We start from the raw sequence: 21,826 nt of genomic DNA, 5'->3' as shown, positions 1-21,826 counted from the left end.
GTCGGCAAGGTGGTCGAGGGTCTCGGGCACGGTCAGGTTCGCGATGATGTCCGGGCGCCGCAATCGCCACAGGCGGCGCCCTGCTGACCGCCACCCTGTTGCTCTCGGCAACCAACACGACGCCATCCGCCAACGGGCCAGCAACTGACGGCATGCCGGCAACCGGCCAACCACCAACTGACGGAAACTCAGCAGCCAACACGTCGGCAACCGCCGGAGGCATGGCGGCTAGCGGCTCGGCCACAGACGGAAAGCCGGCCACCGGCGGGCCGGCAATCGCGGCTCGAGGAGCTGGCTTCGCCGGAAGCTCAGCAGCCGACGGGTCGGCAACCGACGGGGTCCCGACCACCGACGGGCAGTCCGTAACCGATGACAAGCTCGGTCAGGCTGAACATCAGCCCCCGCCGGGCGGCTCGCACGGCCAGGCGCAGGCGTCTAGTCAGACGCACGACCGTGAGCAGCAAGCCAGTCAGCCGAGCGACCGTGGCCCGCAAGCCAGTCAGCCGAGCGACGGTGAGCCGGAGGCTAGGAACACACGCGACCGCGGGCCGAATCGCAACGGCAACCGCCAGCTCGGTCCGCAGGCGTTGCGGGCCTGCCAGGACGCAGCCGTGGCAGCGGGCGTCTGGGCGGTCGCGAGCATCGGCGGCCTGATCACCTCCGCGGCGGTGATCCTCGGCATCCCCCTGTCCCATCTACCCGACCACGCGTCGGCGGCAGGCGAGCTCGACCAAGTCCGGGCGCTTGCCGTGACCGTCGTACTGACGGCAATCCTCGCCGTGATCCTCAGCGGCTGCCGGACAACCCGAGGCGCCCGCTTCGCGCTGCTCCTGACCGCGCTCGCCCTCATTCCACCGCTGCTCACCGGCCACGGCGCCATCGAGCGCACCAGCTTCTGGTCACTCCTCGCGACCAGCTCCCTGGTCGTCCACGTCTTCGCGGCAACCGCGTGGATCGGCGGCCTAGGCGGCGTACTGCGCTATGCCCGCGAGCGAACCGCAGTCGAACGCTTCAGCCGCCTCGCCCTGATCTGCGCGATCACCATGGGAATCACCGGCCTCCTAACCGCCGAAATCCACCTAGGCGGCCGCGAAGACGGCTGGGCCCTGCTCACCCAATGGGTAACCACCGGCTACGGCGCCCTGGTCTTCGCCAAAGCCATCGCCTTCGCCATCCTCGTCACCGTCGGCTGGTGGCACCGCCGCACCACCCTCCCCGACCTAGCCACCGGAAACCCAACCGCCTTCCGCCGCCTGGCCCTGGTGGAACTCCTCATCATGGCCGCAACCGTAGGCCTAGCAGTAGCCCTATCCCGCACCCCATAACCACCCGACACGACCGCGCCCCCAGTGGACACCGCTCCACGGCGGCGGTCCTGTCGGCCGCCTTCGGCGGCGCGCGGACTGTGTCAGTTGCCGACCGTATTGGCGCCGGGCCCTGGATAGCTGTGGGTCGCTCCAAGGACGCCGCTTCGCGGCGGCGGTCTTGTTGGCCGCCTTCGGCGGCGCGCGCCGACTGTGTCACGCGCCGACCGTGTTGGCGCCGGGTCCTGGTAAGTCCGTGAATGGACCGCTTCGCGGCGAGCTCCGCCGTACGGCGTGGGTCGGTGGCCGTCTTGCTGCCCGCCTTCGCGGCGCGCGGAACCCGTTTCACGCTCGGACGCGTGTTGGCGCCGGGCTCCTGTGGAGCCGGTAAGCGAAGGCCACCGGTGCGCGGCTGCTGCCTGGTTGCGCCCTCGGCGGTAGGCGCGGACTGTGCCGAGCCTCGGCGGAGTTGGCGCCAGACCCCTGGGGTATTCGGTCGACCGATGGGACACCGCTACGGCGGCTGTCCTGTCGGCCGCCTTCGGCGGTGTGCGACTGTGTCTCGGACAGGCCAGGTTGGCGGGTCCTGGGTAGCTGCGGGGTCGCTCAAGACGCAGTTCGCGGCGGCCGTCTGTCAGCCACGTTCGGTGGTGCGCGCGGGCTGTGTCGGGCGGCGGACCTGTTGCCGTCGGCTACTCGTCGCAGTCTGAGGTGGCGCAGGGGTCGGCCGGGATGGTGCCGACGATGCGCTCGAAGACGGCCGTTAGCTGATCCTGCTCCTCGTGGCTCAGTTGGTCGAAGAAGTACGTGCGGACCGCGTCGACGTGATCCGGTGCGGCCGCCTCGATGGCTTTTCGGCCGACGTCCGTCAGGCGGACCATCGAGCCGCGCGCGTCGGAGACGCATTCCTCGCGGCAGACCAGGCCGCGCTTCTCCATGCGGCTGACCTGGTGCGACAGCCGGCTCCGCTCCCAGCCGACTGACTTGCCGAGGTCGCGGGTCCGCAGTACGCCGTCTTCCGCGACGGACAACGGATGCAGCAGCGCGTAGTCCGCACCGGACAGGCCCGAGTTGCTGATCAGCCGGGTCTCCAGCGCACGCATCAACTCGCGGTACGCGTCACGGTACGACTGCCAAAGCCGCGCCTCCCGCGCATCCAGCCACCGCGAATCCGTCATTCAACCATCATACGGACTTCTGTTGACATATCACCGAGTACGCGAAATGACACCGCAGCGGTGGCTGTCCGGCGGCCACTTCGGCCGGTGGGCGGCGGATTGCGTTCACGGATGACTGCCTAGGGAGCCGCCGCACAGCGCTGACCGTCGTGCGGCCTGGGGCGCAGCGCCAACCCGGTCGCCGTTGACCACAGCCGCGCACACCACCAAGGGTGCAGCCGAACCACCGGTGCGAAGCAGGGCTCTGTCCGAAGGCGCCGTATCCAAGAGCGCCGCCGCTCAAAGCGGTGCCGGGTGCCGAACCCGCCAACCCCGGACACGATCCCCGCGCCGCCGGAGGCGGCCGACTGGATGGTCGCCCGAAGCGGTGTCCGCTCGATGAGCTGCCACTGGGCACTCGGCGCCAACGTGGCTGGTGGCTGATGCAGTCTGCGCACACCGCCGAAGGCGGCAACAAGACTGCCGCCGCGCAGCGGTGTCCGCTGTGCGTCCTATCCGGTGGCCTGCGCCACACGGCCAGCGCCGGACCGCAGTTGCGCGTGGCGCCGGAGGCGGCCGACAGGATGGCCGCCGCGAACCGGTGTCCGCTGGATGAGTTGCCACGGGGTGCCCGGCGCCGACCTGGTCGGCGTCTCACGCGGCTCGCGCACACCGCCGAAGGCGGCAAGAGGACAGCCGCCGCGGAGCGGTGTCCATTGGGTTGTGGTTCTTGTCTCGGTGGGTTGACGTGTCATCTCGATGAGATATTTTGGTGACGCATCATCAAAGAGTCTGCGGGCTCCTCCCTTCTAAGGAACTGTTATGCCCAAGATCGCGATCATCCTCGGCAGCACTCGTCCGGGTCGGAACGGCGAGGCTGTGGCTCGCTGGGTGCTGGATATCGCCAAGCAGCGCGGTGACGCCGAGTTCGAGTTGGTCGACATCGCGGACTACAAGCTGCCGCACCTGGACGAGGCGATTCCGCCGTCGATGGGGCAGTACACGCAGCCGCACACGCTGGCCTGGGCCGAGACGATCGACAGCTTCGATGGGTTCGTGTTCGTCACGCCGGAGTACAACCACTCCACGTCCGGCGCGCTGAAGAACGCGATCGACTTCCTGTTCAAGGAGTGGAACGACAAGGCGGCTGGGTTCGTCAGCTACGGGGCGGTTGGCGGTGCCCGCGCGGTCGAGCACCTGCGGCTGGTGATGGGTGAGCTGAAGGTCGCCGACGTACGCAACCAGGTCACGCTGTCGCTGGCCACGGACTTCAAGGAGTACAGCGAGTTCACGCCGGCCGCGTACCAGGAGCCCGCGGTACACGCGATGCTCGACCAGGTCGTCAGCTGGAGCAACGCACTCGCCACGGTACGGACCGCCGCCTGAAACCCTCCGGCCGCTGCCATCCCGGCAGCGGCCGGAACCCCGTGGGGAAGCTCAGTCGCCCCGGAGTGTTGAGGATGCGGCGGCGAGTAGCTGCAGGATGGTTAGGGCAGTGATGGTGGCGCCGCCGATCAGTAGCCAGCGGATGTCTGCTGACCACATCCAGCCGAGCAGGACTGTCGGTACGCCGCCGATCAGCAGGAGGCCACCGAGCAGCAGGTGGCCGGCGGACAAGCTCTCGGAGTCGAGGCCGAGCGCGATGATGACCACCAGGGCGGGCAACGCCGTACCGATGACAAGTCCGGTCACCGTCCAGCGCCAGTCGCCGGCCGCGAGGCCTACTGCAACGCCTGCCAGTGCGGGTACGCCGACGCCGAGCAGTGCGGCCGCCTCCGGCACCAGGAAGTACAGCTTGTCCCAGAGACGGTCGCCATACCGTTGCTCGACAGCGTCGACCTCCCGCGGCCAACCCTGTGAGACGAGTCGCCGATAGAGGCCGGTTGCTACGACCGCGCCCGCCGCCCCAGCTCCGAGCGCGGCCCACCTGCCGCCGGCTAACGGCCAAGCGAGCAGACCGGCGGTCAACAAAAACAGGCCGAGCGGCATCGTGACCGCCGGCCAAGGGTCGCGCGTTCGCGCACGTCCGGTAGGTACGTCGAGTTCGCCGGCCGCCGCGGCGCGTCGAAAAGCATCCCAGTCGTCGGCGTGGAAGTGCAGCGTGCCGCCGGTCTCGACGCCCTCGAGATGCCAGTGGCTGACGTACTCGCCGCCGTGGGGAAAGCGGTGGACCTCCTCGCCGTGGCGCACCACCACGGCGCCGTTGTCGCTCGGGCGTCCGTGGGTCACCTCGTCGAGGAACGTCGCCCACTGGTCGCGGGTGAACAAGAGTGCCGTGCCCGAAGGCCGTCCCGAGTCGTAGATCTGCCGCAAGATCACGCCGTGCCTGCTCACACCCGCAGCTGCCCAGGTGGCGCGGTTGCCGGCGACCGCGACCGAGATCGACTCGATGCGTCGACGGAGCGGCATGCGCCGACGATACCGGCGCCGCGGTGCTCAGGCGCATCACGGTCACCCAGCTCGATCGCGGCGCGACAGGCAGGGCTCGGAGCCGCGAGCCGGTGGTGACTCCCGGTACTCGGAGATAGGGGGCGGTGACACGCCGTTACGAAGAGCAGGGGGTGACTGCGGCGGAAAGAATGAAGGCGTCTCGTTCGGATGCGCGCTGAATTTGACAACGATTTTCATTATCGGCAGGATGCATGACCGGCGGCGGGTGACCGTGGGGCGTCGCCGGACCTCTACCGTGAAGGAAACGCGCATGTCCGACCGACTGAACAGACGAGCGTTCCTGGGGGTGGCCGGTGGACTGGGTCTGGCGGCACTGACCGGGTGTGGATCCGACGGCCAGGCAGCGGCCCAGCCCACGCAGGGTGGTCGGCTGCGGGCCGTGTACGCGGGTGGCGGCGCCAAGGAGGTGCTCGACCCCCACGTCCAGAGCCTGTTCGTCGACATCGCCCGGCACAAGGCGATGTACGACAAGCTGGTCGAGCTCGGCCCCGACCTGAAGCCGGTGCCGCGGCTGGCGGAGAAGTGGGAGAGCGACAAGCAGGCGACGACCTGGCGGTTCACGCTCCGGGACGCGACCTTCCACGACGGCAACAAGCTCACCAGCGAGGACGTCCTCTACAACCTGGCCCGGATCGCCGACCCGAAGGCGCCCGAACGCGTCGCCCAGTCGTCGCTGGCCACCGTGGATCTGCGTCGCTCGAAGGCGATCGACCCGCGAACCGTCGAGCTGACACTCTCCGCGCCGAACGCCGAATTCCCTGCCCTGCTGGCCGGAATCGGCACCCAGATCGTCCGCGACGGCTTCACCGATCCCACCAAGCCGGTCGGCACCGGCCCGTTCCGCTTCGTCTCCTTCGAGGCCGGCCGGTCGATGGTTGCCAGCCGGTACGGCGACTACTGGGAGGACCCGGCCCGGATCGAGGAGCTGCACATCCTCTCGGCCGACTCCGAGGCCCGCGCGAACGCCGTACAGGGTGGACAGGCCGAGTACGCGAACGACATGACCGCGACCTTCGCGCGTACGGCGGAAGCCGGCAAGACGGTCCGCATTGTCGCCGCGAAGGCCAGCACCATGCAGGCGTTCGTGATGAAGTGCGACCAGCCGCCGTTCGACAACCCGGACGTCCGGCTGGCGTTCAAGCTGCTCGCCGACCGGCAACGGCTCGTCGACGTGGTGCTGGCCGGTCGTGGTGCCGTCGGCAACGACCTGTTCGGCAAGGGCTACCAGTACTATCCCGACGGTCTGCCGCAGCGGGAGCGTGACGTCGAGCAGGCGAAGGCGCTGCTGAAAAAGGCCGGTCTGGCGAACAAGGAGGTCGAGATCTTCACCGCCGACGCGTCGGCCGGGTTCGTCGAGGCGGCCACGCTGTTCGCCGAGCAGGTCGCCGAGGCCGGGGTCAAGCTCAAGGTCATCACCGGCAGCCCGTTGACCTACACCAAGGATCTGCTGACCAAGGGCGTGATCGGCTGTCACCGGTCCGGTGCGATGCCGATCCCGCAGTACATCACCGACCGGTTGCTGACGAAGTCGCCGTTCAACGTCACGCACTGGCGCCGGCCGGGGTTCGACGCAGAGTTCGCCGCCGCGCAGGTGCTGACCGACGAGGCGGCCAGGTCGGCGAAGTACGGCGTACTGCAGAAGACGCTCCGGGACGAGGGCGGCATCCTGGCCTGGGGCCTGCCGGACTACCTGGTCGCGGTGTCGTCCAAGGTGCAGGGTGTCGACGCGGTGCCGCCGAACACCCTGGACTTCGGCCGGTTCGACAAGGTGTGGCTGGCCTGAATGCGGTCGTACGCCGCGCACCGTGCTGCGCTCGCCGTCGTCCAGCTCGCCGTACTGTCCGTTCTCGTCTTCGTCCTCACCGCGTTGCTTCCGGGTGACGCGGCCGAGATGCGGTTCACCGAGACGCTGACGCCTGAGCAGGTCGATCGGATGCGGGCGCAGCTGGGGCTGGATCAGCCCGCGGTCGAGCGGTTCACGCACTGGTTCGGCAACGTGCTGACGGGTGATCTGGGTACGTCGCTGATCAGTGGCGGGCCGGTGATCGACATCGTCAAGGCTTCAGTCGGGGCGACGTTGGTGCTGACGTTGGCGACGCTGGCCGTAGTGGTCCCGCTGGCCGTTGCCTTGGGCATCGTGATGGGGACGCGGGAGAACGGGCGGCTGGATCGGGCGATCACGTCGGTGACCCTGGCCTTGAGCGCGATCCCGGACTTCGTGATCGCGGTGCTGTTGGTGGCGGTGTTCTCGCTCAAACTCGGCTGGTTGCCGGCCACGTGGATCGGCGGCGATCTGCTGGCGAGTCCGGTGTTGCTGGTGCTGCCTGTCGCTGTGCTGCTTGGGCGGACGGTTTGTCTGCTGTCGCGGCAGGTGCGGGCCGGCACGATCACGGCTCTGCAGGCGGAGTACGTCGTACAGGCTCGGCGGCTCGGGGTGCCGCGGCGGCGGTTGTTGTTGCGGCATGTGTTGCCGAACGCGGCTGTGCCTGGGGTGCAGGAGTTGGCGCGGACCGGGGACACCTTGCTGGGTGGGGTTTTGGTGGTGGAGGCGATCTTCGCGATCCCTGGGTTTGCTACGGCACTTGTGGATGGGGTTGAGACGCGGGATGTGCCGGTGGTGCAAGGGTTGACGCTGGTGCTGGCGGTGGCGGCGTTGGTGATCAACCTTGGCGCCGACTTGGTGTGCAACCGGTTGGTGCCGCGCACGGAGTTGCTGCGATGAGGCGGCTTGCTGCGCGATTGCCGTTGGGGGTGTCGGCGGCGCTTGTTGTCGCGCCGCTCGTCGTGGCCGTGTTCGGGCCGTTCATCGACGTGCGGGCGACGCCTGGGCTGCCGTATGACTCGCAGGGTGTGTTGGGCACGGACGGGCTTGGGCGGGACGTTCTGCAGTTGGTGCTGAGCGGTGGGCGGACGGCGCTTGGGATGGCATTTGGTGCTGTGGCGATTGCCTATCTGGTCGGGGGCTTGATTGGGCTCGTCGCGGCCTCGACTCGGCATCGTTGGTTGGATGAGGCGTTGATCCGGCCGCTCGACGTACTGCTGCCGTTGCCGTCGTTGCTGGTGATCAGCGTGGTCGCAGTCGGGTGGCGGGCGTCGGCGTTCGCGATCACGCTGGCTGTTGCCATGGTCAACGTTCCGACCGTCGCGCGGCTGGTGCGGGCGGCGGCGCTGGACGCGGCGAGCAGCCCGGTCGTCGAGGCGCTCCGGATGCAGCGCGAGAGCTGGGTCGGCATTCAGTTCGGGTACGTCGGCCGCGCAGTCCTCGGCCCGGTCGCCGCCGACATCGGCACCCGCATCACCCTCGCCGTCTTCCTGGTCGCGTCAGTCAACTTCCTGGGCCTAGGCCTGAGCCCCACCGCCCCCGACTGGGCCGTCAGCATCTCCCGCAACCGAGAAGGCCTCCTCCTACAACCCTGGTCAGTCCTGGCCCCAGCATTCCTACTGGTCTCCTTCACCCTAGGCTTCAACCTCCTAGCCGACCGCCTGGTCCACCACACCCGCCGCCTCGCGGAGTTGGCCACATGAGCCCGCGCTTGTTCCAGACCCCGCCCGCAGGGCGGGGGCTTGTCCGGGTTGCTGGGCTTGAGGCGACTGCTGGGTCGGCGATTCTTGTTGATGGGGTGTCGTTTGAGGTTTGGGCGGGGCGGGTGACGGCTCTTGTCGGGGCCTCGGGGTCTGGGAAGACGACGTCTGCGCTTGCGTTGCTTGGTGAGCACACCAGTGGGGTGCAGCTGTCGGGGTCCGTTGAGGTGGATGGGCAGTTGGTTGTTGACGGCGACGGGCCTACGGCGGCGGCATCCGGGGTGCGGGGGCGGGTGGTGGCGTACATGCCTCAGCATCCGGGGAGTGCGCTTAATCCGGCGCGGCGGGTGGGGGCGACGTTGCGGGAGTTGGAGGGGTTGCATCATCCGGGGGAAGGGGTTGTCCGGGAGGCGTTGCGGGCGGCTCAGTTGCCGGACGACAGGGAGACCTTGCGGCGGTTTCCGCATCAGTTTTCGGGTGGGCAGCGGCAGCGGGTTGCGTTGGCTCAGGCGTTGACGTGCCGGCCCAAGGTGCTCGTGCTGGACGAGCCCAGCACCGGGCTCGACTCGATCACCCGGCAGCAGTTGGTCAACGAGCTGGAAGAGCTGGCGGCGAGCGGGTTCGGGATCCTGCTGCTCAGCCACGACCTCGACCTCGTCCGCGCGCTCGCCAAGCAGGTCGTCGTACTGTCCGCCGGCCAGGTCGTCGACTCCGGCGGCCCCGAGGTGCTGTCCGCGAAGCTGGAGCTCCCGCGGCCAAGCACCCCCAGCCCCGGCAAGCCATTGCTCCAGGCAACAAGCCTGACGGCATCACTCAAACCCCGTGGCCGGGACCCGATCCTGCACGACGTCGACCTCGCCGTGCGCCCGGGCCAATGCGTCGGCGTGGTCGGACGATCCGGCAGCGGCAAGACCACGCTCGCCCGCACCCTGGCCGGCCTCCACGAACGCCACACCGGCCAGATCCTCCTGGACGGCGAAGACCTCCCCGTCCTCCGGAAGCGATCACTCGAGCAGAACCGCCGCGTCCAGTACGTCTGGCAGGAAGTCCGCGGCTCGTTCGACGAACGCCGTACCGTCGACCAGCAAGTCGCCCGGACCGCCCAACGCCTCCGCGGACTGCCAGCCAAAGAAGCCCACACCGAAGCAATAGAGACCCTGGCCCGCCTAGGCGTCTCGGCGATCACCGCGGCACGGCCCCCGAGCCGATTGTCAGGCGGCGAGCTCCAACGCGCCGCACTCGCCCGTGCCGTCCTCGCGCACCCCGACGTACTGATCTGCGACGAGATCACCACGGCCCTCGACGACCGAGGTACGACGCTCGTCGTCGAGCTCCTGAACGAGTTGAAGGACCGCGGCACCGCGCTGGTCTGGATCGGCCACGACCTCGGCGTGGTCGCGGCGGTGTCCGACCACGTGCTCGTGATCGACGCCGGCCGCGTCGTCGAGGAAGGCCCGCCGGCGACCGTGATGTCCGACCCCACGTCCGAGCTGACCCGGCGGCTGGTGAGCGCCGCCGGGCTCGGGCGCCCCGATTCTCCGCCCGTGCCGACCCCCGACATGAGGAGCGAATCGCGCCGATGACGCGACTGCACGACCACCTGGCGGAGGCGATCAAGGACCCGGACCCGATCCGGGTCGGCGACGACCTGATCTGCCTGCGGTTCGAGACGATGAAGGTGTACTCCGCGCTCGGCGCCGTACGCCACCTGCTGGAGACCGGCGCGGTCCGGCCCGGCGACACCCTGATCGACAGCTCGAGCGGGATCTACGCGCACGCGCTGGCGCTGGCCTGCCACCGGTACGGGATGCGGTGCCACATCGTCGGCTCCACCACGGTCGACCGGACGCTGAAGATCCAGCTCGAGATCCTCGGCGCGACCGTCGAGCAGGTGCCGTCGTCGAACAACCTGCAGCTCGACCAGAACCTGCGGGTCCGGCGGATCGGCGAGATCCTGCGCGAGAACCCGACGTACCACTGGATGCAGCAGTACCACGACGACATCCACTACCTCGGGTACGGCGCGGTCGCCGACCTGGTGAACGACCTCGTGCCGGACGGGCCGCTCTGCCTGGTCGGCGGCGTCGGGACCGGGGCGTCGACCGGCGCGATCGCGGAGTACCTGCGCAACCGCGGCCGGGACGTGAACCTGGTCGGGGTGCAGCCGTTCGGCAGCATCACGTTCGGGGCCGGGCACACCCAGGACCCGGAGATGATCATCGCCGGGATCGGCAGCTCGATCGAGTTCCGGAACGTGCGGCACGAGCTGTACGACCGGCTGCACTGGGTCTCGTTCGACTACGCGATGTCGGCGGCTGTGGACCTGCTCCGGACGTCTGGTGTCTTCGCGGGACTGTCGGCGGGAGCGGCGTACCTGTCGGCGCTGTGGGAACACAACTGCGACAGCGGCCGCAAGCATGTCTTCCTCGCCGCCGACACGGGCACCCGGTACGTCGAGTCCGCTTTTGCCCGTCATGCCGAGGCGCGGCCGATGGCGTCGATGCGGCCGCGGGAGATCGCCTCGCTGGAGGAGCTGGCGGTGCCGTGGTCGGCGATGTCCTGGGACCGGCGGGAGTCGGCGCTGCTCCGGCGCGAAGAGTTCCCATCTGCGACCCCGTCGCATTAAGCTGGGTATGTGACGGGGTATGTGGTCTTGCGGGAGTTGTTCACGGCAACGGAAGTGGACCGGCTGCGGGATGTGGTCGAGCAGGTGCACGCGGACGTCGTCGCGGCAGCCGAGGCCGGGGAGACCGAGGTGACGGTCTGGCCGGACGGGCACCGGCTGGAGAAGGTGCACGGGACAACGATCCACTGGGAGCCGGGGCTGACGGGCAAGGCGGTTCGCAGCCTGTCGCCGGTGTCGCAGCTGCATCCGGCGCTGGATGCGTTGTGGGACGAGCCGCGGCTGACCGAGCCGATGTCGTCGCTGATCGGTGCACCGGCCGGGCGGTTCGTGGCCAAGCTCAACTTCAAGCGGGCCGGGGTCGGGTCGGAGTTCGCGTGGCACCAGGACTTCCCGTACTGGTACGGGTGCGCCGGTACGGCGGCGTACGACATCGCGACCGCGATCTTGATGCTCGACGACAACACCGTGGCCAACGGTGCGATGACGTTGATTCCGGGCAGTCCCGCGGAAGGCCCGGTACGCCGGGACCCGCAGGACCCGACCGGTCTGCTGGTGGATCCACTGGTCGTCGACGCGTCCCGCGCGGTGACGGTGGAGGCGCCGGCCGGGTCGGTCCTCATGTTCCCCGGGCTGATGGTGCACCGCTCGGCGCCGAACCGGACCGCGTCCGATCGCCGCTCGCTGCTGTACTGCTTCCAGCCCGCGGGTCGTCCAGAGTTGTCCGCCCTGACCTACGACCCCGAAAGGCTGGCCGATCTGCCATGACCGCTTCCGTGGCTGCCCTGACCTCCGACGTACTTGCCGGTTCGCTTGGCGTGCCTCCTGCCGAGTTGTCCGTCACGTCCGCTTTCTGGCTGCACCACACCACTCGGCTGCCGGGGGCCGATGTCACCTATCGGAACTACTACGTGTTGCTGCGGGTCGGCGAGGTCTTCGGTGCTTGCTCGTTCGAGGCGGGGGAGCTGGATCCGTCGTACTGCGCTGATACTTCGGGGTTGACTGTCGCGGAGTTGCTGTCGTCGGAGGGTGTTGCGCTGCCGGTGCGGATCGCGGCGCTGGATGCCTATCTGGCAGCGGTCGAGCCGCATCACGTGTCGGCGGATGCTGAGGAGATCGTGCTTCCCGCTGGTACGCCGGATGTGCGGGCGCGGGCCCGGGATGCGGCGGTCGCCGGGCTGCTGGATGTTGCCGAGGGCACCAAGGTTGCGCTGATCGGGGTGGTGAATCCCCTGGTCGACGCCATCACCGCGCGGGGTGGGGTCTGTTTGCCCTGTGACTTCAACCTTCGTGAGACCGCGTCCGGGTTGCCGGTTTCCCGCGACATGACGGCGGTAATCGACGCTGCCGATGCTGTCGTGGCGACCGGGATGACCTTGTCCAACGGGACTTTCGACGTCCTCCTTGATCGTTGCCGTCAGCAAGAGAAGCCGCTGGCGGTCTATGCTCAGACCGGAAGCGCCGTGATCCGGTCCTTCCTCGGCTCCGGCGTCACAGCCCTCTCCGCCGAGCCCTTCCCCTTCTCCCAGTTCAGCTCCCGCCCGAGCAGCCTCTACCGCTACCCCAGGACGGACACATGAGCAGCAGCACCCCAAACCCGGCTCCTGCCCCGACAGTCGCACTGCAGGCCGGCTCCTCTTCATCCTCCACCTCCGTGGATGCGCGTGGCGCGGGCGCGGAGGTGCCGGGGGATTGGTGGATGGCTCGGCGGTTGTGGCCGTTTTTGGTGGCTTCGGCGGTGAGCTTGATTCCGTTCACGGTGTTCGGGATGTATCTGGTGCCTATTGCCGCGGCGGCGGGCGGGAATGTGGCTGAGATCGGTGGGCTGCGGGGGCTCGGTGGTCTGGCGGCGTTGGTGGTGGGGTTCTCGTTGGCGCCGTTGATCGACCGGATGGCGCGGGAGTTGGTGGCTGCCGGTGGGCTGGCCTTGCTGGGGATCTCGGCGGCGTTGGGTGCTGTGGGCAACGTGTTCGCGCTGGCCGCGTTCTGCCTGTTGATCGGTGCGTCGACGTCGATCCTGGCGCCGTCGATCGGCGCCGCCGCGGCCGACCGGTTCAAGACCCCGGCGGCGGCCGGACGGGCGGCGACGCTGGTGTCCGCGACCACGTCGGCGACGGCGATGCTGGCGGCCCCGGTTCTCGCCGTACCAGGAATGCTGTGGGGCTGGCGTGGCAACCTGCTTGCCGCGGCAGTCGTCTCGCTGGCGTTGTCGGCGGCGTTCTTCTGGCGTGGCCGTGGCCGAAAGGCTCCACTCAGGACCGGTCAGCGGATGAGCTACCTCGCGACCTACCGCGAGCTGGCCCGGATTCCCGGCGCGCTGCCACTGCTCGTGATCGCGATGCTGCGGACAGCCGCCTTCATGGGCTACCTCGCCTACCTCGCAGCGTTCTACGACGAGAAGTTCGACCTCGCGCCGGGATGGTTCGCGCTGGTGTGGTCGCTGAGCGGCGCGTCGTTCTTTCTCGGCAACCTGCTGGCCGGCCGCTACATCGCCCTCGAACGCCCCTGGATCGGCCCCGAGAAGATGCTCCTGGTCGGTCTCGCCGTCGCCCTGACCAGCGTCTCCGCCTTCTACTTCTCACCGAGCCTCCCGCTGACCCTGCTGCTCACCGCGCTGATGGGCGCGAGCCACGCGACGGTCGCCGCCTGCGTCACCACCTTGCTGGTCCGCCGCAGTGGCGACCTGCGTGGTTCGGCGCTCAGCGTCAACGCGGCCGGCATGAGCCTCGGCACCTTCCTCGGCGCCGCTCTCGGCGGCCTGGGCCTCGGGCTCGGTGGATACCCGGGCACTGCCCTGACTTTCGCGTCGATCACCCTGATCGCGCTCGGATTTGCGCTGCGGGTGCGACGCTGAGCGAGTTATCGTTCGGTGCTATGGAGAACCTGCCCGACCGCCAGCACCCGCACGCGCACCTGCGTGCTTCCGACACCGATCGTGACCGCGTGGTCGACGTACTGCGGGATGCGCTGATGTCGGGGCGGTTGACGCAGGACGAGCACGCCGAGCGGCTCGAGCAGACCTTGCAGGCGCGGACCCTGGGCGAGCTCGAGCCGATCACGCAGGACCTCGTCATCCCGGCGCAGGCGATGCCGGCCGCCGCACCGTCGAACAGCCCGGTGCCGATCGAGGAGCCGGCCAACCCGTCGGACAGCTTCGACACCCTGTTCGCGATCTTCGGCGGCGGCGAGCGGAAGGGCCGGTGGCGAGTCAAGCGCCGGACCAACGCGGTCGCGATCTTCGGCGGGCACGACCTGGACATGACCGACGCGGTGTTCGAGGGCCGCGAGGTGACGATCTACGCGTTCGCGGTGTTCGGCGGGATCGACCTGACCGTCCCGGACTCGGTCGAGGTCCGCAACCAGGGCGTCGGCATCTTCGGCGGTTTCGGCGCCCGCGGCGGCGACTCACCCGACCCGAACGCCCCCGTGGTCATCGTCAAGGGCCTGGCCCTGTTCGGCGGCGTCGGCGGCCAGGTCTCCTCCAAGCGGCACAAGAAACGCTTCAAGAACCACGGCGGCCACGGCCGGCTCGACCACTGACCTGGCTCAGATCCAGGTCTTGAACCACATTCTCTGCAGCCAGTCGGGGTGCGGCAGGACCTCGTCGGTCAGGATCGGCCAGATGTAGGCGAAGTTCAGGACGACCAGGACGACGAAGGCGCCGACGACCGCGCTGCCGATCAGGCGGCGGGGGGTGGCCTGGCCGAGCGCCGTCCGGGCGGGGCCGAGGATCTTGCCGAGCACGAGGGACAGCGCCATCACCGTGAACGGGATCATCGTCACGGCGTAGAAGAAGAAGATCGGTCTGTCGTCGAACGCGAACCACGGCACCCAGCAGGTGACGAACCCGACGATGGGTATGCCGAACCGCCAGTCCCGCTGGGCGACCCAGAGCACCAGCGAGGCGAGCAGCGCCAGCGCGCCGCCCCACCACAGCAGAGGTGTCCCGAGCGCGGAGATCACCGACAGGCAGTTCGTCCCCGCCGGCGCGGTGCAGCCGTTGGTGCCGGGCTTGATGTCGTTGACCGCGTCGAACCCGATCGGCCGGGCGATGATCGGCCAGCCGGCCGGGTTCGAGGCGTACGGGTGGGTGGCGTTCTTGATGTAGTCGCCGGTGTGGAACGCCAGCACTTCCTGGTGGTAGTGGATCAGTGACCGGAAGTCGTCCGGGACCACCTTCATCACGCCGTGCGCAGGGTTCTTGGACGCGTAGTCGTGGTCGTAGGCGTTGTCGTGCAGCAGCCAGCCGGTCCAGGTCGCGGTGTAGGTGACGAGCGCGACCAGCACCAGGCTGAAGAACGCCGGGATGCCGTCGACCAGCGCCGACTTCACGAAGGCGTGCCGGACGCCGAGCGCCCGCCGCGCGCCGAGGTCCCAGGCGAAGGTCAGGATGCCGAACCCGGCGATCACCCAGACCGCCGACCACTTGGTCCCGAGCGCGAGCCCGAAGCACACGCCGGCCGCGAGCCGCCACGGCCGGATCAGCAACCAGCGGCCGAGCGTACGGCGCTCGCCGTCGGCCACCGGCTTGTCGAGGGACTCGGCGTGCCGGCGCCGGGTCCAGTCCCGGTCCGCGACCAGGCAGGAGACCGCCGCGACCAGCCAGAACGCCAGGAAGATGTCGAGCAGCGCGACCCGGGACATCACGAAGTGCAGGCCGTCGACCGCGAGCAGCAGGCCGGCCACTGCCCCGATCAGGGTCGACCGGGTCATCCGCCGTACGGTCCGGATCAGCAGCAGCACGGTGAGCGTGCCGCACAGGGCCGGCATGAACCGCCAGCCGAACGTGTTCATCCCGAACAGCTGCTCGCCGGCCGCGATCATCCACTTGCCGACCTCGGGGTGCACGGTCAGGCTCGGGGTGTCCTTGAAGACGTCCAGGTTGCCGGCCAGGATCGCCTTGTCCGCGGCGCCCTCCGGCTGGTCGATGAACTGCCGCGCGTAGCCGAACTTGAGCAGGCTGAACGCGTCCTTGGCGTAGTACGTCTCGTCGAAGACGAACTTCACCGGGTTGCCGAGGTCCCAGAACCGCAGGAACCCGGCCAGCGCGGTGATCGCCAGGGTCGCGATCCAGCCGCCGTCGAAGTCCCTCGGCATCGGCGGGTACAGCCGCTCCTTGAGCGGTGGCAGCCGCCTCCCGAGCACGTCCCGCCCGAGCGTTTCCCGCCCCTCGGCAGCGTCTCCCCGCCGAGCGGTACCGTCCTCGATCACAGCAGTCACGACCGCCATGGTACGGAGCCCCCAGTAGCACTGCGCCCCGCCGTGCGTCCCGGGACTGCGATGATGGGGCCCGTGACCGGGCGATTGGTACTGGCGGGGAGTCCTATCGGCGACGTTCTGGACGCGTCGCCCCGGCTCGGGAGAGTGCTCGGAGAGGCCGACGTGGTGGCCGCCGAGGACACCCGCCGGTTGCGGCGGCTGACCTCGGACTTGGGCGTCGTGGTCGCCGGCCGGGTGGTCAGCTACTTCGAGGGCAACGAGCGGGAGCGGACCCCGGAGCTCCTGGACGCGCTGACCGCGGGGCAGACCGTGGTCGTGGTCACGGACGCGGGCATGCCGAGCGTCTCGGATCCGGGCTACCGGCTGGTGGCCGCCGCGATCGAGGCCGGCGTCGACGTCACCGCCGTACCCGGGCCGTCTGCGGTGCTGACCGCGCTGGCGCTGTCCGGGCTGCCGGTGGACCGGTTCACGTTCGAGGGGTTCCTGCCGCGGAAGCCGGGGGAGCGGGCCCGGCGGCTGGGCGAGCTGGCCGACGAGCCGCGGACGATGGTGTTCTTCGAGGCGCCGCACCGGCTGGCCGCGTCCCTCGAGGCGATGGCGGAGGCCTTCGGCGCGGAGCGTCGTACGGCGGTCTGCCGCGAGCTCACCAAGACGTACGAGGAGGTCAAGCGCGGCCCGCTCTCGGAGCTGGCCGAGTGGGCGGCGGACGGCGTCCGCGGCGAGATCACCGTCGTCGTCGCCGGCGCGGATCCGCACAAGGTGCTCACCCCGGAGGACCTCGCCCGGGAGGTCGCGACGGACGAGGACGCCGGAACACCCCGTAAACAGGCCATCGCGGATGTGGCCAAGCGCTTCAACGTTCCCAAACGGACCGTGTACGACGCTGTGCTCGCCGCCCGGGACCCTGGTAAATAGCGCTGGCGCGCGGCACTACCCTTTTCCTATGTCCGAGAAGGCCTATTACGTCACCACCCCGATCTACTACGTCACGGCGGCGCCGCACATCGGCAGCGCGTACACCACCGTGGCCGGGGACGTCCTCACCCGTTGGCACGCGCAGCGCGGCGAGCGGAAGTGGTACCTGACCGGTACCGACGAGCACGGCGAGAAGGTGATGCGCAGCGCGCAGGCCCAGGGCATGTCGCCGAAGGAGTGGACCGACAAGCTCGTCGAGGAGGCCTGGAAGCCGGCCTGGGTCGACGTCGACATCGCGTACGACGACTTCATCCGGACCACCGAGCAGCGGCACACCGAGCGGGTCCGCGAGTTCTGGCAGACGCTGTACGACAAGGGCGACGTCTACCAGGGGCAGTACGAGGGCCTGTACTGCGTCGGCTGCGAGGAGTTCAAGCTGCCCGCGGACATCCGGGTCGACGAGGACGGCACCCAGCGGTGCATGATCCACGGCACCGAGCTGGAGACGGTCGCGGAGACGAACTACTTCTTCCGGCTCTCGGCGTACGCCGACAAGCTGATCGAGCTGTACGAGTCGCAGCCCGACTTCGTGGCGCCGGCGAGCGCCCGCAACGAGGTGATCGCGTTCGTCAAGCAGGGCCTGCAGGACCTGTCGATCACCCGGTCGACCTTCGACTGGGGCATCCCGGTCCCGTGGGACGAGGACCACGTCCTCTACGTCTGGATCGACGCGCTGCTCAACTACGTGACGGCCGCGGGCTACGGCACCGACCCGGAGCGGTTCGAGGAGCTGTGGCCGGTCGACGTGCACCTGGTCGGCAAGGACATCCTGCGGTTCCATGCGGTGATCTGGCCGGCGATGCTGATGGCCGCCGGCGTCGCGGTGCCGAAGCAGGTGTTCGCGCACGGCTGGCTGCTGGTCGGCGGCGAGAAGATGAGCAAGTCCAAGCTGACCGCGATCGCGCCGCACGAGATCACCGACCACTTCGGCTCGGACGCGTTCCGGTACTACTTCCTGCGCACGATCCAGTTCGGCTCGGACGGCTCGTTCTCGTGGGAGCACCTGAGCGCGGTCTACACCTCCGAGCTCGCCAACGGCCTGGGCAACCTGGCCAGCCGGATCGCGGCGATGGTCGGCAAGTACTTCGACGGCGCCCTGCCCGAGCCGACCGACCACGGCCCGGCCGAGCAGGCGCTGGCCGACAAGCTGACCCAGACCGTGGCGACCGCGGACAAGGCGATCGACACGCTGGCGTTCCACGACGCGCTGGCCGCGATCAACGACCTGGTCGGCGCGATCAACGGCTACGTCACCGAGCAGGAGCCGTGGAAGGTCGCCAAGGACGACTCGAAGCGCGACCGCCTCGCCACCATCCTGTACACGTCCGCGGAGGCGCTGCGCGCGGTCGCCGTACTGCACAACCCGACCATGCCCAAGACGTCGGCCAAGCTGTGGACCCTGCTCGGCGCCGAGGAGAAGCTCGGCTCGCTCAACGACCAGCGCGTCCAGGACGCGGCGACCTGGGGTCAGCTCCCGGCCGGCGCCACCCTCACGAAGGGCGACCCGCTGTTCCCGCGTCTCGAGGAGTCGTGACGTCCGGCCGCAGCCGCAGCACGGGGATCGTGCGGTCGGCCGCCCACCGGCGGTACCGGGTGAATCCGGCGAACACCTCTTCGCCGCGCCGGTAGTCCCGCTCGCGCTCCGCGCCATGGAGCTCGTACGCGACAACCTCCTGGCGCCGGCCGTCGACGACGATCGTGGCGTGCTGGTCGGCCCGGAGGTTGTAGTACCAGGCCGGGTGGCCGGGGCGGCCGTAGTTCGAGGCGATCAGGATGAACTCCTGGCCGTCCGGCAGCCCCAGCAACGGCGTCGTCCGGGGCAGGCCGCTGCGTGCGCCCGTCGTGGTCAGCAGGATGATCGGCAGCCCGGCCAGCCAGGACGTCGCGCTCGCCCGGCCGTGGCTCAAGCGATAGACAAGCCGGTCGAGAGGCGGCTGGATGATCCCGTAGAACCTGGCCATCGGCAGGCTGGCCGCCGACCGTTGCACGATCCGGTGGAGGCGTCTGGGTCGCCGATCGGGCCTCACCCCGGCCACGCTAACAAACGGCGGGCGTCCTAGAGCGCGGTTGCGTGGTAGAGGGCGGCGGCCTGGGTCCGGGAGGTGACGGACAGCTTGGTGAGGATGTTGGCCACGTGGAATTTGACCGTGGACTCGCTGATGTGAAGATCGTCGGCGATGGAGCGGTTGCGGTGCCCCTGAGCCAGCCGTTCGAGGACTTCGAGTTCGCGGGTGCCGAGCGGGGCCAGCGGGTCGGAGGTGACGGTCTGCGGCGCCGAGCCGGCGTGCAGGGTGATGCGAGCGGTGAGGCCCCAGCCAGGGACGGCGTCCAGGTCCAGGTCGCCCTCGTGCAGGCGGAGGCGTTCCGCCAGTTGGCCTAGGTCGAGCACGTCCTCGAGCCGGCCGGGGCCGTCGTCGCGGACGGTCGCCTCGAGGTCCGTGCCGTTCCACCGCCAGCCGACACGGATCCGCCGTACGGCGTCCTGCGTCAGCATCGCCAGCACGACCGAGCGGACCGCGACCCGGGCCCGGTGCGCGACCCCGGCCGGGATCAGCTTGTCGTTGCCCGGGGTGTCGAGCTCGAGCTCCACCGGACCGTGCCGGAGCAGCGCGCGCAGCGAGTCGGCGAGCCGGTCGAACGCCTTCCCGACCGGCTCCTCGCCACTGCACACCCGGTCCCGCTGGGTGTCGTTGCGCAGGTCGGACAGGCCGTTCAGCGCAATCTCGACCGCCATCGTCCGGGCCGAGGCGTCGTCGATCCGCTGGTTCCGCAGTACGCCGAGAATCGTGGCGAGCGTGGCCGCGTGCGCCTCACCGAGCTCGGCGGTGACGTCGTTCCGGGCTGCCGCGACCGCGCGATTCTGGGCAAGCGCACCGGGCTCGCGTTCGAGCGTGAGCCGGTACATGTGGATCGTGACCAGGTCCCACAGCTCCTGCAGGACCGCGGCCGCGGCGGTCGGCGTCTCGTCGTACCGGATGAAGACGACCACGGATCCGCGCGGCGCCCGGTCGCTGGACACGGCCAGGACCGGATACTCCGCGCCCGCGATCGGTACGACGCCCTGCCACGGCTGACCGGCCGTGACCGTGCCGAGCAACGCGGCCAGGTCGGCGCCGGTGATCGCCTCCGCGAGCGCGGGCTCGCCGTGCGCGGCGATCGGGGTCGACGCGCACTGGGAGGCTAGCTGCGCGACGGCGCGATGCGGAACGAGCTCCGCGGTCGCCGCCGACAGCCGCTCGAGAATCTCGTTCGGCGGTCCGTCGATGATCTGCGCCACCGCCGCGAGCACCTCCGCCGCGTCGACCACCTCGTCAGTCGTCAGCATGTCCTTCAGAGTACGTCGGTTGACGCGTCCACCCGAGTCCGTCCAGCCGGCGAAGCGTGCGACTGCGTGATCCGCCGCCGCCGAACCGGCATCCCGAGCATCGGGTTGACGACGCCCCAGGCCGCGCCCTTGCAGACCAGCTCCTTGTAAACGGCGGCCTTGCGACCCCGGAGCGAGAAGTTGAGGGTCTGGTCGTCCGCGGTCACGTACTGGATCAGGCCCTGCTTGCGGCCGAGGCTGATGCACTGGTTGAAGTAGCGCAGCGGCGCGTTCGGGCGCTTCGCGCCGGTCAGCCGCGCCACGATCGCTCCGGCGGCCTGCCACGCGGCCGGGGTGCCGGAGGCGCACGACATCCGCAGCGGCTTCCCGGTGTCGCCCATCGCGTAGGCGGCGTCGCCGATCGCGTAGACGTCCGGGTGCGAGACCGAGGCCATCATGTCGTCCACGACGATCTGGCCGGTCGCGGTGGTCTCGAGCGAAGTCGCCGCCGCGATCGGGTGCACCGCGAACCCGGCGGTCCAGACCGTGGTCCCCGACGGGATGACCGTGCCGTCCTTGGTGACGACCGCACTCGGCTCGACCCGGGCGACCGCGGAGTGCTCGTGGACAGTGATGCCGAGGTCCGCGAACACCTTCCGCAGGTGTTCCTGGCCCTTCGGCGAGACCCAATCGCCCAGGCCGCCGTCGGTCACGAGCGCCACGTTCAGGTCCGGCCGGGCCTCGGCGAACTCGGTCGCCGCCTCGATCCCGGTCAGCCCGCCGCCGACGACCGTGACCGTCTGCCCGGCTTCCAGGCCGGCCAGGCGTTCGCGCAGTTCCAGCGCTCCCGGCCGGCTCGCGATCTGGTACGCGTGCTCGGCGGCTCCGGGGACGCCGTGGTCGTTCCAGCGGCTGCCGAGCGCGTAGACCAAGGTGTCGTAGGTCAGCTCGTCCGAGCCGTCGGCGAGGGTGACGGTCTTGCGGTCGGGGTCGACACCGGTCACCCGGGCGAGTCGCAGTTCGACGCCGGTGCCCGCGAACATCTCGTCGAGCGGGCGCGGCGGCAGGTCCTGACCGCTGGCGAGCTGGTGCATTCGGACCCGCTCGACGAAATCCGGTTCGGCGTTGACGAGCGTGAGGTGGACGTCGTCACCGTGCAGCCGCCGGGCGAGCCGGCCCGCGGCGATGGCACCGGAGTAGCCGGCGCCGAGGACGACGATGTGGTGCTTCATATCGGTGCTCCTGTCTGCGTGGGTTCGCCTCCTGAACC

Annotated in this window: 20 protein-coding genes; 14 read left to right on the top strand and 6 right to left on the bottom strand. The window is 69.5% G+C overall.

All coding sequences use genetic code 11. The features are described 5' to 3' along the window. Nucleotides 1-611: 611 nt before the first annotated feature. The gene (locus ACWCOV_RS32460; protein ID WP_449833156.1) at nucleotides 612-1,325 is read left to right on the top strand and encodes a copper resistance D family protein; all 714 of its coding nucleotides are present in this window, start codon (nucleotides 612-614) and stop codon (nucleotides 1,323-1,325) included. Between the two features lie 671 nt (nucleotides 1,326-1,996). Here the strand turns inward: ACWCOV_RS32460 and ACWCOV_RS32455 are convergent. Next, nucleotides 1,997-2,482, bottom strand: coding sequence for a MarR family winged helix-turn-helix transcriptional regulator (locus ACWCOV_RS32455; protein ID WP_449833155.1), 486 nt, complete (start codon nucleotides 2,480-2,482; stop codon nucleotides 1,997-1,999). A gap of 294 nt (nucleotides 2,483-2,776) precedes the next feature. Between ACWCOV_RS32455 and ACWCOV_RS32450 the strand changes: the two genes are divergently transcribed. Together ACWCOV_RS32450 and ACWCOV_RS32445 are read left to right on the top strand one after the other, a co-directional pair. Further along, entirely contained in the window at nucleotides 2,777-2,905 is a 129-nt protein-coding gene (locus ACWCOV_RS32450) for a hypothetical protein (RefSeq protein ID WP_449833154.1), read from the top strand. Between the two features lie 378 nt (nucleotides 2,906-3,283). Beyond that, the gene (locus tag ACWCOV_RS32445; protein ID WP_449833153.1) at nucleotides 3,284-3,847 is read left to right on the top strand and encodes an NADPH-dependent FMN reductase; all 564 of its coding nucleotides are present in this window, start codon (nucleotides 3,284-3,286) and stop codon (nucleotides 3,845-3,847) included. Nucleotides 3,848-3,898: 51 nt separating this feature from the next. Here ACWCOV_RS32445 and ACWCOV_RS32440 read toward each other — a convergent pair whose 3' ends face one another. Continuing rightward, nucleotides 3,899-4,870 (bottom strand): hypothetical protein, encoded by a 972-nt coding sequence (locus ACWCOV_RS32440; RefSeq protein ID WP_449833152.1) that lies wholly within the window; start codon nucleotides 4,868-4,870, stop codon nucleotides 3,899-3,901. A 292-nt stretch (nucleotides 4,871-5,162) separates the two neighbouring features. Here ACWCOV_RS32440 and ACWCOV_RS32435 point away from each other — a divergent pair, with 292 nt between their 5' ends. The 9 genes from ACWCOV_RS32435 to ACWCOV_RS32395 all read left to right on the top strand — a co-directional run bounded on the left by ACWCOV_RS32435 (nucleotide 5,163) and on the right by ACWCOV_RS32395 (nucleotide 14,597). Then, complete coding sequence (locus ACWCOV_RS32435; protein WP_449833151.1) at nucleotides 5,163-6,695, top strand: ABC transporter substrate-binding protein; 1,533 nt, start codon at nucleotides 5,163-5,165, stop codon at nucleotides 6,693-6,695. Then, nucleotides 6,696-7,634, top strand: a complete 939-nt coding sequence (locus tag ACWCOV_RS32430; RefSeq protein ID WP_449833150.1) for an ABC transporter permease — start codon at nucleotides 6,696-6,698, stop codon at nucleotides 7,632-7,634. Continuing rightward, nucleotides 7,631-8,437: an ABC transporter permease gene (locus ACWCOV_RS32425; protein ID WP_449833149.1), complete on the top strand. Its 807-nt coding sequence runs from the start codon at nucleotides 7,631-7,633 to the stop codon at nucleotides 8,435-8,437. Before ACWCOV_RS32430 ends, ACWCOV_RS32425 begins: the two co-directional genes overlap by 4 nt. Beyond that, entirely contained in the window at nucleotides 8,434-10,017 is a 1,584-nt protein-coding gene (locus ACWCOV_RS32420) for an ABC transporter ATP-binding protein (protein WP_449833148.1), read from the top strand. Before ACWCOV_RS32425 ends, ACWCOV_RS32420 begins: the two co-directional genes overlap by 4 nt. Continuing rightward, nucleotides 10,014-11,060 (top strand): pyridoxal-phosphate dependent enzyme, encoded by a 1,047-nt coding sequence (locus tag ACWCOV_RS32415; RefSeq protein WP_449833147.1) that lies wholly within the window; start codon nucleotides 10,014-10,016, stop codon nucleotides 11,058-11,060. The genes ACWCOV_RS32420 and ACWCOV_RS32415 overlap by 4 nt, the downstream gene beginning before the upstream one ends. A 9-nt stretch (nucleotides 11,061-11,069) precedes the next feature. Continuing rightward, complete coding sequence (locus tag ACWCOV_RS32410) at nucleotides 11,070-11,825, top strand: phytanoyl-CoA dioxygenase family protein (protein WP_449833146.1); 756 nt, start codon at nucleotides 11,070-11,072, stop codon at nucleotides 11,823-11,825. After that, nucleotides 11,822-12,637 (top strand): Rossmann-like domain-containing protein, encoded by an 816-nt coding sequence (locus ACWCOV_RS32405; protein ID WP_449833145.1) that lies wholly within the window; start codon nucleotides 11,822-11,824, stop codon nucleotides 12,635-12,637. The genes ACWCOV_RS32410 and ACWCOV_RS32405 overlap by 4 nt, the downstream gene beginning before the upstream one ends. Nucleotides 12,638-12,756: 119 nt before the next feature. Beyond that, a complete protein-coding gene (locus ACWCOV_RS32400) occupies nucleotides 12,757-13,911 on the top strand; it encodes an MFS transporter (protein WP_449833144.1) in 1,155 nt (384 codons plus the stop codon). A gap of 20 nt (nucleotides 13,912-13,931) precedes the next feature. Next, entirely contained in the window at nucleotides 13,932-14,597 is a 666-nt protein-coding gene (locus ACWCOV_RS32395) for a DUF1707 SHOCT-like domain-containing protein (protein WP_449833143.1), read from the top strand. A 6-nt stretch (nucleotides 14,598-14,603) separates the two neighbouring features. On the opposite strand, the gene ACWCOV_RS32390 is transcribed toward ACWCOV_RS32395, so the two are convergent. Beyond that, complete coding sequence (locus ACWCOV_RS32390; RefSeq protein ID WP_449833142.1) at nucleotides 14,604-16,286, bottom strand: dolichyl-phosphate-mannose--protein mannosyltransferase; 1,683 nt, start codon at nucleotides 16,284-16,286, stop codon at nucleotides 14,604-14,606. Between the two features lie 51 nt (nucleotides 16,287-16,337). On the opposite strand from ACWCOV_RS32390, the gene rsmI reads away from it, so the two are divergent. Further along, entirely contained in the window at nucleotides 16,338-17,192 is an 855-nt protein-coding gene (rsmI, locus tag ACWCOV_RS32385; RefSeq protein ID WP_449833141.1) for a 16S rRNA (cytidine(1402)-2'-O)-methyltransferase, read from the top strand. A 28-nt stretch (nucleotides 17,193-17,220) separates the two neighbouring features. Continuing rightward, nucleotides 17,221-18,786, top strand: a complete 1,566-nt coding sequence (metG, locus tag ACWCOV_RS32380; RefSeq protein WP_449833140.1) for a methionine--tRNA ligase — start codon at nucleotides 17,221-17,223, stop codon at nucleotides 18,784-18,786. On the opposite strand, the gene ACWCOV_RS32375 is transcribed toward metG, so the two are convergent. The 3 genes from ACWCOV_RS32375 to ACWCOV_RS32365 all read right to left on the bottom strand — a co-directional run bounded on the left by ACWCOV_RS32375 (nucleotide 18,743) and on the right by ACWCOV_RS32365 (nucleotide 21,788). Further along, a complete protein-coding gene (locus ACWCOV_RS32375) occupies nucleotides 18,743-19,213 on the bottom strand; it encodes a nitroreductase/quinone reductase family protein (protein WP_449833139.1) in 471 nt (156 codons plus the stop codon). The two genes, metG and ACWCOV_RS32375, sit on opposite strands and share 44 nt — an antisense overlap. Nucleotides 19,214-19,308: 95 nt before the next feature. Next, nucleotides 19,309-20,577: a helix-turn-helix transcriptional regulator gene (locus tag ACWCOV_RS32370; RefSeq protein ID WP_449833138.1), complete on the bottom strand. Its 1,269-nt coding sequence runs from the start codon at nucleotides 20,575-20,577 to the stop codon at nucleotides 19,309-19,311. A gap of 5 nt (nucleotides 20,578-20,582) precedes the next feature. Beyond that, entirely contained in the window at nucleotides 20,583-21,788 is a 1,206-nt protein-coding gene (locus tag ACWCOV_RS32365) for an NAD(P)/FAD-dependent oxidoreductase (RefSeq protein WP_449833137.1), read from the bottom strand. Nucleotides 21,789-21,826: the final 38 nt, after the last annotated feature.

Source organism: Kribbella sp. NPDC002412, from assembly GCF_053592935.1.
The sequence above is the reverse complement of the archived record's forward strand: the minus strand, read 5'-3'. Positions and strand labels throughout refer to the sequence as shown.